We start from the raw sequence: 15,885 nt of genomic DNA on the forward strand, positions 1-15,885 counted from the left end.
AAAATAGGAGTGGAAGAGAATTTTGGCGATTTGATTAAAAAATAACATGAGTACATTAGTTTCAGAATCATTACTTCAACAAGTGTTGGGAGCTTTTAAAGAGCAACCTGTTTCAGACGAACCTGCCTTCTTTACGGAGGCACGTCAACAAGCATTCGAACGTTTCGAAGCAGCAGGCTTTCCCACAGTTAAGAATGAAGAATGGAAATATACAAACATTCACAGTATTATCAATAAGCCCTATGCGCTTGATGTAGATGTGGATATCGAGGGCTTGGATTTTAGTGCGGGAGAGATCCCGAATTTGGATGCGTACCGTATTATTCTGGTTAACGGCCAGTATGTATTGGCTGTGAGTGAGCTGGAAAAAGTAAAGGGACTTGTTGTTATTCCAATGGATGACGCTGTCGCTGAACCTGCATTTCAGGCACATTTTGCTCATTACGCTGATAAATCCGATAACATCATGGTGGCGCTTAATACAGCTGCCTTTACAAATGGTGTATTTATCCACTTAAAGAAAGGTGTTGTACTTGACAAACCGATACAGATCATCCATGTAGCGACAGGGAAAGAAGATTTTTTTGCGCAAACACGGAATTTGGTTGTTGTTGAACCCAACGCTGAACTTGAGTTGATCGAAAGCTTTATCACGGCAGATGGTAGCGCAAGCAATGTGCATAATAAAGTTTCAGAAATTATAGTAAAAGAGAATGCTAAAGTTCAACATTACTATCTCCAAGTGGCAGAATCAGTAAGCCGTTACTTTAACCATACCGAAGTATACCAGGAGAAATATAGCCTTTACAATAACTATAACTGTAATTTTCCAGGAGCTTCTTTTATTCGCAATAATATTAATGTACGTTTAGATGCGGAAAATGTAGAAAGTCATCTGTATGGTATTAACCTGACAGCAGGTGATCAACTCGTCGACAATCATACTGTTGTGGATCATCTTAAGCCACATTGTGAATCTTACGAATGGTATAAGAATATTACACAGGATAAATCTACTGCTGTTTTCAACGGAAAAATCTTTGTTCGCGAAGACGCGCAAAAAACCAATGCTTTCCAACAGAATAATAACATGTTGATGTCGGATAATTCAGCGGTTTATACCAAGCCTCAACTGGAGATTTTTGCGGATGATGTGAAATGTTCACACGGATGTACGATAGGTCAATTTGATAATGAGGCTTTGTTTTATTTGAGAGCTCGCGGAATTGGTGAAGAATCAGCACGTATCCTGCTCGTACATGCCTTTGCTTTTGATGTGACGACCCGTTTTTCAAACGAAGTTGTTCGAAAATATGTAGAAGAATTGGTGGAAGAAAGCTTAAGAACGAATTAAACAAAATCACACAAGCTATATAAACAAAAAAAGGCGTTTACCGAATGGGTAAACGCCTTTTTTTTGATGAATATTTTATTTTTCGGATTAGTGAAAACAGTTTTGAGGTAGTCAGCAGTCTTGGAGTTGTGTTTTTGCTTCTTTTCTCTTACTTTTATACCGTTATGAACATGTCTTTGCATACAACTTACGCTTATAAACCTTGGGTTTTATAGCTCATTTACGTTTTTAAATTCTCAATTGAACACACCTATTCACTTAATGAATAGCATGATTCTCTCTGAAGTATCCAGTGGCAGCTTTGGCTAGCCTGATCATGGGAGTGTGCCATGCAGCATTTTCATTATTGATGCAGTATGTGTTATAAACGTTTTATTTAATGTGTTGATCATTCTCGATCATACACCTGTTGTATTTTTTATTTAAAATTTGATGGAAAAAAATAACTGGTTTCGTACCTATAGTTATATATGGATTGGGCAATTCATTTCTTTACTGTCCAGTTCAGCGGTCAACTTTTCGATCATGATCTGGTTGAGTTTGACGCACAGGTCTGCTGAGATATTGGCTTTTGCCGCTATTGCTGGTTTGTTACCTCAGGCGATTATCGGACCATTTGCCGGTGTCTATATAGATCGTTGGGATAGAAAGAAAGTCATGATTTTCGCTGATGGGTTTATCGCCCTCTGTACCTTAGGGATGACTTTCGTGCTAAAAAGTGATGGTACGAACATGTTTCTGATCTATCTATTGATGGCCTGTCGTTCGATCGGGTCTGCATTTCATTCGCCGGCTATGCAAGCAATTGCGCCGTTGCTCGTTCCCGAGGACAAGTTATTGCGTGTATCGGGGATTAATCAAATGCTACAGTCAGTAAGTAGTATTGCTGGTCCTGCATTGGGCACTTTGTCTATTAGCTATTTCCCCATTTCGAGTGTCTTGTATCTGGATGTCATTGGAGCTGCGGTAGCCATCATATCTTTACTTTTTGTAACTATCCCACATCTTTCACGATCTGATGTGAAACCCTCGATTGTTGCCGTTTTGGATGACCTTAAACAAGGAATGAGCGCTATCTATCATAATAAAGGATTGAAAATGTTGTTCCTGTATGCTATGGTAGCGACTTTCTGTATTATGCCTGTTGCGATCATGTTTCCTTTGTTGACAATTGGCCACTACGGTGGTGGCAAATGGGAAATGAGTATTATTGAGATTATTTGGGGGATAGGAATGCTGATCGGTGGGAGCTTTTTGGGATTAGCAAAGGTATCGATGTCCAAAGTAGCGTTGGTTAACAGCATGCATATTGTACTGGGAATCACATTTGCGATCTCGGGTTTGTTTCCCTCCGGATGGTTTATTCCATTTGTTATTATGACGGGTTTTGGGGGCGTTTCAATGTCTATTTTCTCCGCGTCATTTATGACCATTATCCAAGAGCAGGTACCGGCAGAAATGTTGGGGCGTGTATTCTCGCTTTATTTTAGCATCGCCATTTTACCAAGTATGATAGGACTCCTGTTTACAGGCTTTATCGCTGACGTGATCGGAGTGGCAACGGCGTTTGTTATTGCTGGTGTTATTGTTGTATTGGTGGGATTGCTGTCTTTTTTGAACAGGTCAATTATGTGCTTAGGGGTAGGAGGAAAAATAAAGTAATTCTAAACAAAAAACGCTTCCAGATTTTGGAAGCGTTTTTTGTTTAGAGCGAAAGACGAGATTCGAACTCGCGACCCCAACCTTGGCAAGGTTGTGCTCTACCAACTGAGCTACTTTCGCGTTGATGCTACAAAAGTAAGGCATTTCTTCTTATTCTGCAAGAGAAAAAATAAAAAATCTTAGCTTAAATCAATTGCATCGACACAATTAATTCCGTCTATTGCAGCCGAAATAATACCGCCGGCATAGCCCGCGCCCTCCCCACAAGGGTAAAGTCCTTTGACCTGAGGGTGTTGCAGGTTTTCTTTGTTTCGCGGTATACGTATAGGCGAAGATGTCCTCGATTCTACGCCGACCAGAATAGCTTCGTTCGTATAATAGCCTTTCATCTTTTTACCAAATATTGGGAGGGCACCCCGAAGCGCTTCATGTACAAAAGTTGGTAAAACCTCTCGCAAGTCGGCCGAAGAGGTTCCGGGTTTATAAGAGTTTTCCGGTAGATCCAAGGAAACTCGGCCTTCGACAAAGTCAACCATGCGCTGTGCAGGTGCAACAAGGTTTCCTCCACCAACTTCGAAAGCTCGGCGTTCGATCTGTTTTTGAAAATCAAGTAAAGCAAAGGGATCATTTAGCGCATTAGGTACATCTTCGAGGTTGATCTGAATGACGGTACCTGAATTGGCGTGTGGATTATTCCGTTTAGAAGGAGACCAGCCGTTGACGACGATTTCGTTATGGTCAGTTGCACAGGGAGCAATAACGCCACCCGGACACATACAAAATGAAAAGACACCGCGATCATTGACTTGCTCGACCAGACTATAATAGGCTGGCGGCAAATGTTCACTTCTGACCTGACAATGGTATTGAGCCTGATCAATAATAGCCTGTGGATGTTCGATGCGGACACCGAGCGCAAAAGCTTTTGCTTCAATCAACCAATTATTGCGATGAAATAGTTCGAAAATATCACGCGCGGAGTGGCCCGTGGCTACAATAACATGATCGGCTTTGATTTCTTCTCCACTGGCTAATTTTACTCCACGGACCTGACCAAAGGATTCCAATATATCATCTACACGTTGATCGAAAAGAAACTCACCTCCAAATTCGATCACACTCTCCCGCATCGCTTCAATAATATGAGGGAGTTTGTTGGTGCCGATGTGGGGGCGGGCATTCACTAAAATGTCCGTTGTCGCTCCATGAGATACAAAAAGCTTAAGGACTTTGTCAACGTCACCTCTTTTATTGGAGCGGGTATAAAGCTTGCCGTCAGAATAGGTTCCTGCACCACCTTCCCCAAAGCAGTAGTTGGATTCGGGGTTCACAGTGCCCTCGCGGTTTAGCTTCGCAAGATCGCGTCTTCGGTCCTGTACTTTTTTGCCTCTCTCAATGACAATTGGTTTGAGACCACGCTCAATACAGCGGATCGCGGCGAATAAACCTGCGGGGCCAGCACCGATGATGATGACGGGTTTTCCCGACTGCACAGATTTAAAATGGTTTTCATAAATCTCCGGTAGGGGAAATTCGTCGATATAAAAAATCACCCGTGCTCTGTAAACCACTTGTTTACTACGGGCGTCAATGGAGCGTTTACGGATTTTATAACCTTTGAGCTGTTGTGGTTGCAGGCGTAGCATTTTTGCGCCTTGCTGTAGGATATATTGCTCATCTTCGATTTTCTCCGGAAGGATCGCAATCTCAATTTCTTTTTGCATAAGATAAAAGGGCTGGGTTTTTATCCCAAAACCGCCACAAAGTTACGGAATATTGGTTGTTTGCCGATTTGGAAATAAAAATATTCTTATCTTAGTAGGAGCTTGGTATATGCTTTGATAGTGTAAACGTATAATTTGAATAGTATTTAATTCTTTGAACAATGAAAATGAAAAGATTTTTAGTAGCCCTATGCGGTTTATTTGCATTAGTATCATTAAACTCATGTGGTTACAATACGATGGTTTCTCAGGACGAGAACGTCAAAGGGAAATGGGCACAGGTTGAAAATGCTTACCAACGTCGTGCGGATTTGGTTCCGAACTTGGTGAACACTGTAAAGGGTGCTGCTAAGCACGAAGAAAGCACATTAACTGCGGTCGTTGAAGCAAGAGCTAAGGCAACTTCGGTTACCATCAATGCAGATGATTTATCGGAGGAGAATATCGCTAAATTCCAAAAAGTACAAGATCAGTTCAGTGGTTCTTTGAGTCGTCTGTTGGCTTCGGTAGAGGCCTACCCGGACTTAAAGGCAAATCAAAACTTTTTGGAATTGCAAGCGCAATTGGAAGGGACAGAAAACCGTATTTCAACGGAACGTAGATCCTATAATGAAGCTGTACAGCAATTCAATACGACTGTACGTAGCTTCCCAAATAATTTAATGGCGGGCATGTTTGGGTTTAAAGCCAAAGGAACATTTACAGCTGCCCCTGGCTCAGATAAGGCACCGACTGTATCATTCTAATAACATCTTGTTAGAAATGGACGAAATGATGGATGATGCGGCTTGCGTATAAGCCCGTCATCCATTTTTTATACAGATTGTTTTACAAGGACGTGTTTACATGGGAGAGTCGGACAGACTGATCTTGAATGTAGACATCATTGACGAAATATTATGGCTTTAAATGCAGAAGAACAAGAAAGAATCGTTCATGCTATTAATATGGCAGAAAACGAGACATCGGGAGAAATCCGGGTTGTGATAGAAAATCATTGCCCCGATGAAGTTCACGATCGTGCAACGTACTATTTTTCCAAATTGGGCATGCATAAAACCGTGCTAAAGAATGGAGTGCTTATTTACATCGCATTGGAGGATCATAAATTTTCTATCATTGGTGATAAAGGGATCAATCAACGCGTGGAAAGCGACTTTTGGAATTGTACCAAAGATCTTATGGTCGAAGAATTCCGTGTGGATAAAATTGTAGAGGGACTGGTGAAGGGAATTGAACATGCGGGCAAACAATTAGCGAAATTCTTTCCCAGAGAACATGATGATATCAATGAACTTCCAAATGATATTGTTTTTGGTGATCGCTAGTCAATAAAAAATAAAACTTATGTCGAAATTATTTTCTCGGGTTCGGATTCCAGTCATGGTAATGGTGCTGTGGGCGCTGGCCTTCATGACTGCAATAGGACAGGATTTTCCAGAGACACCCAATAAACTTGTCAATGATTATACAAATACATTGACGGCCGGTCAAAAACAGCAATTGGAGCAAAAGCTGTTGGCATTTGAAGATTCTACTTCTACACAGATTGCTGTGGTCATGATGAACTCTACTGGAGGTTATGATATCTCAGATTATGCTGTCCGTCTGGCGAAGAAGTGGGGTGTTGGTAATAAAAAGTACAATAATGGTATTTTATTATTGGCGGCATTGGGCGACCGGGCTGTTACCATTCAGACCGGCTATGGGATTGAAGGAGCAGTGCCCGATGCGATTGCCTATCGTATTATTGAGAATGATATCAAACCAGCATTTCGTCAGGGCGATTATTATAGTGGGGTTGACAAGGCTACAAATTCTCTTATTTCCTATGCAAAAGGGGAATATAAAGCTGATCCCAAACAGCCTAGCGGCGGTGGATCGGGATCCATCATATTTGTCATTATTGTCGTGATATTTCTAGTTGTGCTATTTTCAAATCGCGGTGGCGGTGGAAAAGGAGGCGGGCGCGTGATGAATGGTCGTGGCTCTTCAGATATTTTTTGGTGGACTTTGCTTAACGGTCTCGGGGGAGGCAACCGAGGTGGCGGCGGTGGATTTGGAGGTGGATCCGGCGGTGGGTTTGGCGGATTTGGAGGCGGCGATTTCGGTGGTGGCGGTGCTTCGGGACGATGGTAACAACTTTGCTAAATAATGTTAAATAGCGTGTCAATGCAACGGAAATCTTTTACATTTATGGGAAGTATACAATTATGAAGAAGGGAATATTGATGGGTTTAAGCTTTTTACCAGCCTTATTGATGGCACAAGAAAGCTATACAGTGACAGGAAAAGTGAATGCAGCTTCTGATAAGGCTAAAGTATTTATGCAGTACGCCAATAATGGTACCCGTCAGCTAGATTCAGCTGCTGTGGTCAAAGGTGAGTTTAAATTCAACGGTCAGGTAGCATCACCAACTAAAGGTGTGATGATTTATTCTGCAGAAGGGCTTTCCTTTGGGGAACTCCGGGGTGCACAAAAGCAACCTGAAACGGCTCAGTTGTATCTGTCAAAAGGCGTGATCAACGTAGATGCATCCAAAGGATTTAAAGATGCTGTAATAACAGGTACGGCGATCAATGATGACTTTACGCAATACAAAGCTTTTGTAAAACCTTATGTAGATCAATTTGAAGGCTTAAATCAACAATATTATGCGGCTTCTGATGCACAGAAACAGGATCCGAAGTTTATTGAAGGTCTGCAAAAACAAGCTGGCGAGATTTCTGAAAAGATGGAAAAGGCTGATGCTGAATTTATCAACAAAAATCCAAAAAGCTGGTATACATTAGATCTGCTTGCTGAAAATGTAAGTGGGGAAAACGTGAATGAATATGTGTCTTCGTTTGAAAAATTGTCTCCGGAATTAAAAAATTCTGAGAAAGGAAAAGAGTTGGCTGAGCGTATCCAAAAACTAAAAGCTGTTGCTGTAGGTTCTGTGGCACCAGATTTTACGTTACCGGATACGACAGGCAATAACATGTCTCTATCTTCATTGCGAGGCAAATATGTCTTGTTGGATTTCTGGGCGAGCTGGTGTGGACCTTGTCGTCACGAAAATCCGAACGTTGTTGCCGCATTCAATAAATTTAAAGATAAAGGCTTTACTGTGTTTGGTGTTTCCTTGGACAACCCAGGTAAAAAGGATGCTTGGTTAAAAGCGATTCATGATGATAATTTGCAACAATGGCCACATGTGTCTGATTTGCAGGGTTGGAAATCGGCTCCTGTGAAATTGTATGAAGTACGTGGAATTCCACAGAACTTCTTAATTGATCCTTCTGGTAAAATTGTCGCTTCTAATTTAAGAGGAGAGGCTTTGGAAGCTAAATTGGCGGAGCTATTAAAATAGGCTCTTTCAGTTTCTTAGATTAATATAGAACACCTATTTAAAATCTTATCTTTGTTGATGGATTTTAAATAGGTGTTTTTTGTGAAAGCTGTACTGCTTCTCGATCTTTGTTTGCGGAGATGGCTTTTCTAAGCGCATAATTGGTTCGTATGGCAAAGAATTGGTTTTATAAAAGCATGAGCTTCTTTAGGCTGATGTATATAATATCAAGAGAAACATTTATTAATGGATTGCAAAAAGCATTATTTGCTTTAGTGCAAGGCATATAGACTATAGCGTTTATTAATAATAAACTGCGTGTAAAACCCAAAAAATGAGAAAAAAACTGATACTGGTGATTGCTTTAGGTATTTTAGCTTTTGCCTGTAATTCCAAAAAAGAAAATGGTGTACCAGTGGTAAACCTGGAGGCGCTTAGTGCAATTCCCCTGGATCATTCCATCGAGGCTTTGGCAAAGGGTAAGGAATATATAGATGTGACATTACCACCAAATGCGCGAATCGATGAGTTGTCACAGCAGGAGCTGGGGTTACTGAAGGCTGCAGCTTATCGTTTCTATCATCATGTAAGCCTAAAGGATAACCAGTATAAGGTAGATATCAGAGATCCAAAGTCTTTATACATTTCCGACCAAGTTATCAAAGCCTACGAGCAGGCGATCCAAAATACCAACCATTTCGCAGATTCAATGGCGAAAACTGGACAGACGATTCAATTGCCAGCTGTAAATGAGGAATATCTCAATAAGCTACTGAAATAGCAATTTTAAACGAATGTAAAAGCTGGTCAGATAGTGGTATTGTTTAATTTAGGATATAAAAAACACGCATGAAATTCATTTCATGCGTGTTTTTTATATATTAGTCTTGTAAAAGAACTCCTTATAAGGAAAGTATCTCAATGATTCGAAGTAGATCTTCGTTCAGTTTTACGTTATGTTTAATTGCGCTCTTAAAAGGAGTGAATCTAACTTCGCTACAGATTAATCCGGCCATTTCACCTCTACGGCCCGCAACAAGCGCTTCTACTGCAGCAACGCCAAGTCTACTGGCCAATACACGGTCCATACATGTTGGGCTTCCACCGCGTTGGATGTGGCCTAAAATAGAAAGCCTTACATCATAATGGGGGAAATTTTCTTTTATTTTTTCCGAAACGACCATTCCACCTTCTTTGTCCCCTTCGGCAACGATGATGATGCGTGAAGATTTATTTTTCCGGCTTTTATCCAGCCTTTTCATGATAGCATCGTAATCCACCTCAAACTCGGGAACCAATACAGCTTCAGCACCTGTACTTATACCAGAACGGATGGCAATCAAGCCAGAATCACGTCCCATAACCTCAATAATAAAAACACGATCGTGAGACTCTGCAGTATCACGGATTTTATCTACCGCTTGAATAACGGTGTTTATTGCTGTATCATAGCCAATGGTGAAATCAGTTCCGGCTAGATCATTGTCTATTGTGCCTGGTAGACCGATAATTGGAAAGTCAAACTCGTCAATGAATTTTGATGCACCTGTAAATGTTCCGTCACCACCAATGACCACCATCGCGTCAATTTCATGGCTACGTAAGTTATCATAAGCTTGTTTACGTCCTTCGACAGTCTTGAATGCCTCGCTGCGCGCAGTTTTTAGAATAGTTCCGCCACGTTGTATGATATTGGCCACGGATTTTGCATCCATGGGGAAAATCTCACCATTTACCAAACCATCATAGCCCCTGCGTATACCAAATACCTCAAGATTGTTATAGATACCTGCTCTTACAACAGCACGAATACCCGCATTCATTCCTGGAGCATCCCCTCCAGATGTCAAAACAGCAATTTTTTTAATGTTACTCATACGAACTCAAACTTAGCTATTTTTGTGCTTATATACAATTATATTTCCGTTATTAAAAGTTCCGAATCGCTTAAAAGCAATTAATTAATTGCCTTCTGCTGTGCAATTAATCTAAATCAGTATCAAACTTCATGTAAACTTTACAATAGAGCCTTGAATTATAAAAAGCGATGATAACCACTAGATAGTCTGCTTATCGTTTTGCTTTAAAAGCATCAATCCCACTTTGTAGAAAAGCTTTGTATTGATCAATATTATAGTTTGCGCCAGTTTGTGGTACCAATACCGTTCCCGTTTCATCTACAATCACGTATAGAGGCTGCGAATTGCTATTGAAAGTCGATGCCTGAAAATCACTGTTTTTATTACCGATCGTTTTGATTTTCTTTCCACTATATTTAGAAACGAATTGTTCATTCGCTGGTAACTCTGTTTTATCATCAACAAAGAGTTCGGCCATAACAAATTCCTCTTTTAATAGCTTCGCAACAGTGGGATCTGTCCATACATTTGCCTCCATTTTTCGGCAATTGACACAGTTCCAGCCGGTGAAGTCTATCAATACAGGTTTATTCAACTCTTTTGCGGTTTCCAGAGCCTGATCATAATCGTAATATGGATCAAATCCCTTCGGGGTACCGCGCTCATGGAAGATTTCCGCATATTTTTTTACTTTGCCGTCGCTGTGGGCAGGAGCGCCTGCAATACCAGCAGAGAGGTCGAAGTCCTGCGTTGCAGAAGGCGGTAAGAAAGCGGATATAGATTTCAGTGGTGCTCCCCATAGACCGGGAACCATGTATACGACAAAAGAGAATACGACGATTGCAAGTATCGTCCGTGGTACGGACAGAAATTTAAGGTCACTATCATGCGAGAACTTGATTTTACCAATGAGGTATAATCCCATCAGGCCAAATATGGCAATCCACAAGGATAAAAATACCTCACGATCCAACCAGTTCCAGTGATAAGCTAGATCTACGTTCGATAAAAATTTTAATGCTAAAGCGAGTTCTAAAAATCCGAGAACGACCTTTACTGAATTGAGCCACCCGCCAGATTTTGGCAATGACTTTAGCAATGAAGGGAACATGGCAAATAAGCCAAACGGGATTGCTAAGGCAATGGAAAAACCCAGCATACCGATCGCCGGACCTAAACGTTCGCCCTTTGAAGCGGCTTCAACGAGTAGGGTGCCAATAATTGGACCTGTACAGGAGAACGAAACCAGCGAAAGACTAAATGCCATAAAAAAGAGCCCGATAAGGCCGCCCTTATCTGATTTAGCATCCATTTTATTGACAAAGGAGCTTGGTAAGGTGATTTCGAAAGCACCAAAAAATGAAGCAGCAAAAACCACGAGCAATAGAAAAAACAAGAAATTAAATATGCCATTCGTCGATAGTGCGTTAAGTGCGTCAGAACCGAATGCAATCGTAATGATCATCCCTAAAGCGACGTATATCACAATAATGAAGAGGCCATAGAGTAGCGCTTTACTGATGCCACTTGCGCGGGTGCCAGATTGTTTTGTAAAGTAGCTAACAGTCAGAGGTAGCATCGGGAATATACAAGGCATGAGGAGCGCCGCAAAGCCGCCAATTAATCCAGCGATAAAAATACTCCAAAGCGATTTCTTTCCGGTTTCTGCGTTAGTGGAAGAGATATTTGTTGTTGCCTTATCCAATTTGCTGCTATCCTGGCTGACCGTGGTATCCGGAGCGTCTGAAAAAGTCAGGTCATCCGGTACGGCCTCTACCACTGGTGTGGTATCAGGTGAAGATTCAAATTGAAGTCCTTCCGTACTTGTCAAACTATCTTGTTGCAATGCAAAAGTCGCCGAGGTATGCGAAAGACTGAAAAAAGCAATTAAAAGTAGAATAAATGTGTTTTTTAACATGCGTATCTGTTTCTGATGTCAGTTTCAAAAATAAAAAAAGGCGATGAGAATCGCCTTATTATTTTATCCGTGTATGATCATTTTTACTATTTGATTGTCACAGCAAAAGCATATTCATCCGGAGGAAGACATTGTGATGCATCACAAGCTTGCCATTCTACTGTGCCTTTCACTGTCGCAGTACCTTTATTCAACTTCACCTTTTGTTGAAAGATCACTTCATTTGTAAAATAACCAACATCCATTTTGAACACTTCTTCGTGTTTTACTTTTGGTTTTGGCTCAGCAGTTTTGCCTACCAGCGCATAGTCAGCGGCTTTAGCAAAATTGAAGGAAGTTGGGATTGGTCCGCCATCTTTCACATTTTGGGAATAGATGTGCCAACCATTTTGGATTGTTCCTTTGACATAGACAACAGCTTCGTTGTTGTTTAATTTTTTGCTGGCTACAGTCCATTTTACAGGTTTGTGAATTTGGGCGAAGGCTCCAGTAGCTGCAAAAATCACAGCAGTTATCAACAATACTAATTTTTTCATTTTCCTAAATAATTATTGCAGTTTGTTATACACCTTTGATAGCAAAAACTGATAAAGGTTTAATTTAACCACGTTACAAATTTAGCATATTCCCAAATGGTTTATCTGTATTTAGTGTAAAGATTAGGATATAAGATGGCTTATCTCTTTGATATTAAATTTCTGCAGTTTGTCGTCGATAAGTACTTGCAGTTGACCATCGATCCCAACAGTCTTGATCATTCCCATCTTTTTCTCACCTGCGACCAAAAATGGTTTTTCCTGGTCTTTCCAAAAGAGTAGTTCGTTATAACAATTCAATTGGGGTTGCCAAGAGTGGGTAAAGAGTATATTATATTCCTTCTGGATACTTGCAAAAAGTTCGACAGCCAAATCTTTTATGACATAATCAGCTTTATTAGTTAAATTAGATAAGGAGGTAATTGTTGACGCTGTGTCAAAATTGACTTGATTGATATTAACGCCGATTCCGACAATAGAAGCTTCAATTTTATTTCCCTTCAACTTATTTTCAATCAGGATGCCTGCTATTTTTTTGTTGTCAACATAAATGTCATTAGGCCATTTAACGGTAACGGGTAGCTCAGTTTTGCTTTTAAGCCACTTTACTAAAGCGATAGCTACTGTTGCTGAGAGCGCAAACTGCTGTTCAATTGCTAAAAAATGAGGTTTTAAAAGAATTGATGTCGTCAGGTTTTTTCCAGGTTCGCTCACCCAGGTACTTCCACGCTGTCCTTTTCCCCGAAATTGTTCTTCTGCTAAAATGGCAGTACCCTCTGCGAGTGGCTTGAAATTTGACAATAAATCTTTTAAATAATCGTTTGTAGAGGCAACTTTGTCAAGATATATTGTATTTTGACCGATGATAAGTCCCGAAATATTGTTATTTTGCAAACTGAAAGTATTAAATAAATATTAAGTCAAAACTATCATATTTTTTAATGAGTAAAAATAAAAGTTCAGAATTGTCGCAACGTCTATCAGAAATTATCGTCCATGGTATGCAGGAAAAGAAAGCAAACGAGATTGTTCGCTTGGATTTAAGAGATCTTCACAGTTCTGTTTCTGATTATTTTGTGATTTGTCATGCCGACTCAAACATTCAGGTTAATGCCATTGCAAAGAGTGTAGAGGAGGAAGTCTATAAAGCTTTTGGTCAAGAACCCCAATATAAAGAAGGACAATCAAACGGAGAATGGTTGATTTTGGATTTTGTGGATGTGGTTGTACATATCTTTAAGACCGAAAAGAGAGCACATTACGGCATTGAGGATTTGTGGGGAGATGCACAGATTCAGCATTTTCAAAGCGCCTAAATAAAAGCCTCAATACAATAGTTTATACAGAAAATATAATTACGATATAATGAAAAAAATCCCAAGTAGTAAGGTAAGCCCGAAACCGCCAAAATTCAATTTTGTGTGGCTTATGATTGCCATGTTTTTAGGTTTTTTTGCCTTGCAATATGTTTTTGGAGAAAACCCGGCTAAGGAAATTAGCTATAGTGATTTTGAAACACGCATGTTAAAAACCGGAGCTGTTGAGCGTCTGGAAGCATATAAGAAAAATGATCTTGTCGAGGTGGAAGTTTATCTAAAAAAGGGCTGGAAAGACAACCCCAGTTTTAAAGACGTAGCCAAGAACAGTGATCCAATTCCAAGTCTTGCCGGTCAGGAAGAAACAGGCCCCCAATATATCTTTAAAGATGCTTCGGCAGAGGTGTTGGAGAAGAAGTTAGCTGCATCACAAGATGAGCTGGCTCCGGGTACACCTAAGGTACAACTGAAATATGCTGATCGTTCCAATCCATGGGCAAGCTGGTTTGTGACATTTATGTTGCCATTATTGGTATTGGCAGCAATCTGGATTTTCTTGATGCGCCGCATGGGTGGTGGAGCAGGTGGCGGCGGTGGCGCGATCTTTAACATCGGTAAATCCAAAGCACAGTTATTTGACAAAGAATCACAGATCAATATTACCTTTAACGATGTTGCTGGCTTAGAAGAAGCAAAACAAGAGGTAATGGAAATCGTAGATTTCTTAAAAAATCCACGTAAATACACGAATCTAGGGGGTAAAATTCCGAAAGGAGCATTGCTTGTAGGTCCTCCGGGTACAGGTAAAACCTTATTGGCAAAAGCTGTTGCAGGAGAAGCTCAAGTACCTTTCTTCTCGTTATCGGGTTCGGACTTCGTTGAGATGTTTGTGGGTGTCGGTGCCTCACGTGTGCGTGATTTGTTCAAACAAGCCAAAGAGAAAGCCCCTTGTATTATCTTTATTGATGAGATTGATGCAATCGGCCGCGCCCGCGGTAAAAACTCCATGATGGGCGGTAACGATGAACGTGAAAATACATTGAACCAGCTACTGGTAGAAATGGACGGTTTTGGTACAGACTCCGGCGTTATTATTCTAGCCGCTACAAACCGTATCGATGTATTGGATACAGCTTTATTGCGTCCGGGACGTTTCGACCGTCAGATTTCAATTGATAAACCAGATCTGATAGGTCGTGAGCATATTTTTAAAGTGCATTTAAAACCATTGAAATTATCTGCAGAGGTAGATGCCAAAAAATTATCAGCACAGACGCCAGGTTTTGCGGGAGCAGAGATCGCCAATGTGTGTAACGAAGCTGCGTTGATTGCTGCACGTAAAAACAAATCTGAGATAGATATGCAGGATTTTCAAGATGCTGTAGATCGTGTGATTGGTGGTCTTGAGAAAAAGAATAAAATCATATCTCCCGAGGAGAAACGTATTGTTGCTTATCACGAGGCGGGACACGCCATTGCGGGTTGGTTTTTAGAACATGCCGATCCCTTGGTAAAAGTATCTATTGTTCCGCGTGGAGTAGCTGCGTTAGGATATGCACAGTATCTTCCACGAGAGCAGTTCTTATATACAACCGAACAGCTGGTTGATAGTTTGTGTATGACGATGGGAGGGCGTGTTGCGGAGGATATTACTTTCGGAAGAATCTCAACAGGCGCCCAGAATGACTTGGAGCGTATTACACAACTTTCCTATGCCATGATTGCCATTTACGGTATGAATGATAAAGTTGGCAATGTGTCTTTCCGCGACAGTTCGGAAGCGTCTTTCCAAAAACCATATTCTGACAAAACGGCAGAGCTGATTGATGCTGAAGTTCGTAATCTGATCACAGACGTTTACGCACGGACAAAGCAACTTTTATTGGACAAACGTGAAGGCTTGATTAAGATTGCAGAGAAACTGTTAGAAAAGGAAATTCTTTTCCAATCGGATCTTGAAGAAATATTAGGTAAACGTCCTTTCGATACCAAGACTACTTACGATGAGTTTGTTAACGGTGCCGATGGTGGCGGTGTTCCGCAAACTGATTTGCCATTGGATGTTCATCCAGAAGAAGCTACTTCAAAAGATGAACAACGATTGGATAATCAATCAGGTAGTTTAAACTAATTTAGATTTTGCAGCGCTAGAGCTCTTCTAGCGCTGTATTTATAGTGCTATTG

At 40.8% G+C, this 15,885-nt stretch carries 14 protein-coding genes and 1 tRNA gene; 9 read left to right on the forward strand and 6 right to left on the reverse strand.

The window, feature by feature from the left end:
• Window positions 1-46 precede the first annotated feature (46 nt).
• Both sufD and B4A24_RS19315 read left to right on the forward strand, forming a co-directional pair.
• Entirely contained in the window at window positions 47-1,354 is a 1,308-nt protein-coding gene (sufD, locus tag B4A24_RS19310) for a Fe-S cluster assembly protein SufD (protein ID WP_293946624.1), read from the forward strand.
• 432 nt (window positions 1,355-1,786) lie between these two features.
• A complete protein-coding gene (locus B4A24_RS19315) occupies window positions 1,787-3,016 on the forward strand; it encodes an MFS transporter (protein ID WP_293946625.1) in 1,230 nt (409 codons plus the stop codon).
• Between the two features lie 47 nt (window positions 3,017-3,063).
• On the opposite strand, the gene B4A24_RS19320 is transcribed toward B4A24_RS19315, so the two are convergent.
• Window positions 3,064-3,136 (reverse strand) — tRNA-Gly (locus B4A24_RS19320).
• A 59-nt stretch (window positions 3,137-3,195) separates the two neighbouring features.
• Entirely contained in the window at window positions 3,196-4,740 is a 1,545-nt protein-coding gene (locus tag B4A24_RS19325) for an NAD(P)/FAD-dependent oxidoreductase (RefSeq protein ID WP_293946626.1), read from the reverse strand.
• A 167-nt stretch (window positions 4,741-4,907) separates the two neighbouring features.
• On the opposite strand from B4A24_RS19325, the gene B4A24_RS19330 reads away from it, so the two are divergent.
• The 5 genes from B4A24_RS19330 (at window position 4,908) to B4A24_RS19350 (ending at window position 8,853) form a co-directional block, all read left to right on the forward strand.
• Window positions 4,908-5,486: a LemA family protein gene (locus tag B4A24_RS19330; protein ID WP_108635100.1), complete on the forward strand. Its 579-nt coding sequence runs from the start codon at window positions 4,908-4,910 to the stop codon at window positions 5,484-5,486.
• Between the two features lie 153 nt (window positions 5,487-5,639).
• Window positions 5,640-6,068 (forward strand): TPM domain-containing protein, encoded by a 429-nt coding sequence (locus B4A24_RS19335; protein ID WP_312400058.1) that lies wholly within the window; start codon window positions 5,640-5,642, stop codon window positions 6,066-6,068.
• 55 nt (window positions 6,069-6,123) lie between these two features.
• A complete protein-coding gene (locus B4A24_RS19340; protein WP_409456481.1) occupies window positions 6,124-6,879 on the forward strand; it encodes a TPM domain-containing protein in 756 nt (251 codons plus the stop codon).
• Between the two features lie 74 nt (window positions 6,880-6,953).
• Window positions 6,954-8,093, forward strand: coding sequence for a TlpA disulfide reductase family protein (locus tag B4A24_RS19345; RefSeq protein WP_293946627.1), 1,140 nt, complete (start codon window positions 6,954-6,956; stop codon window positions 8,091-8,093).
• A gap of 313 nt (window positions 8,094-8,406) precedes the next feature.
• Entirely contained in the window at window positions 8,407-8,853 is a 447-nt protein-coding gene (locus tag B4A24_RS19350) for a hypothetical protein (protein ID WP_293946628.1), read from the forward strand.
• A gap of 121 nt (window positions 8,854-8,974) precedes the next feature.
• Here the strand turns inward: B4A24_RS19350 and pfkA are convergent, their stop codons facing one another.
• The 4 genes from pfkA to B4A24_RS19370 all read right to left on the reverse strand — a co-directional run bounded on the left by pfkA (window position 8,975) and on the right by B4A24_RS19370 (window position 13,279).
• A complete protein-coding gene (pfkA, locus tag B4A24_RS19355; protein WP_293946629.1) occupies window positions 8,975-9,949 on the reverse strand; it encodes a 6-phosphofructokinase in 975 nt (324 codons plus the stop codon).
• Window positions 9,950-10,142: 193 nt separating this feature from the next.
• Entirely contained in the window at window positions 10,143-11,849 is a 1,707-nt protein-coding gene (locus B4A24_RS19360; RefSeq protein ID WP_293946630.1) for a protein-disulfide reductase DsbD family protein, read from the reverse strand.
• Window positions 11,850-11,935: 86 nt separating this feature from the next.
• Window positions 11,936-12,385, reverse strand: coding sequence for a protein-disulfide reductase DsbD N-terminal domain-containing protein (locus B4A24_RS19365; RefSeq protein WP_288812824.1), 450 nt, complete (start codon window positions 12,383-12,385; stop codon window positions 11,936-11,938).
• 123 nt (window positions 12,386-12,508) lie between these two features.
• Window positions 12,509-13,279, reverse strand: coding sequence for a biotin--[acetyl-CoA-carboxylase] ligase (locus tag B4A24_RS19370; RefSeq protein WP_293946631.1), 771 nt, complete (start codon window positions 13,277-13,279; stop codon window positions 12,509-12,511).
• A 47-nt stretch (window positions 13,280-13,326) separates the two neighbouring features.
• Here B4A24_RS19370 and rsfS point away from each other — a divergent pair, with 47 nt between their 5' ends.
• Complete coding sequence (gene rsfS / locus B4A24_RS19375) at window positions 13,327-13,701, forward strand: ribosome silencing factor (RefSeq protein WP_077437259.1); 375 nt, start codon at window positions 13,327-13,329, stop codon at window positions 13,699-13,701.
• Window positions 13,702-13,750: 49 nt separating this feature from the next.
• Complete coding sequence (gene ftsH, locus B4A24_RS19380; RefSeq protein WP_293946632.1) at window positions 13,751-15,832, forward strand: ATP-dependent zinc metalloprotease FtsH; 2,082 nt, start codon at window positions 13,751-13,753, stop codon at window positions 15,830-15,832.
• The last annotated feature ends 53 nt before the right edge of the window (window positions 15,833-15,885 follow it).

This window comes from Sphingobacterium sp. UBA7249 (assembly GCF_002472835.1).
Taxonomy (GTDB): domain Bacteria; phylum Bacteroidota; class Bacteroidia; order Sphingobacteriales; family Sphingobacteriaceae; genus Sphingobacterium; species Sphingobacterium prati.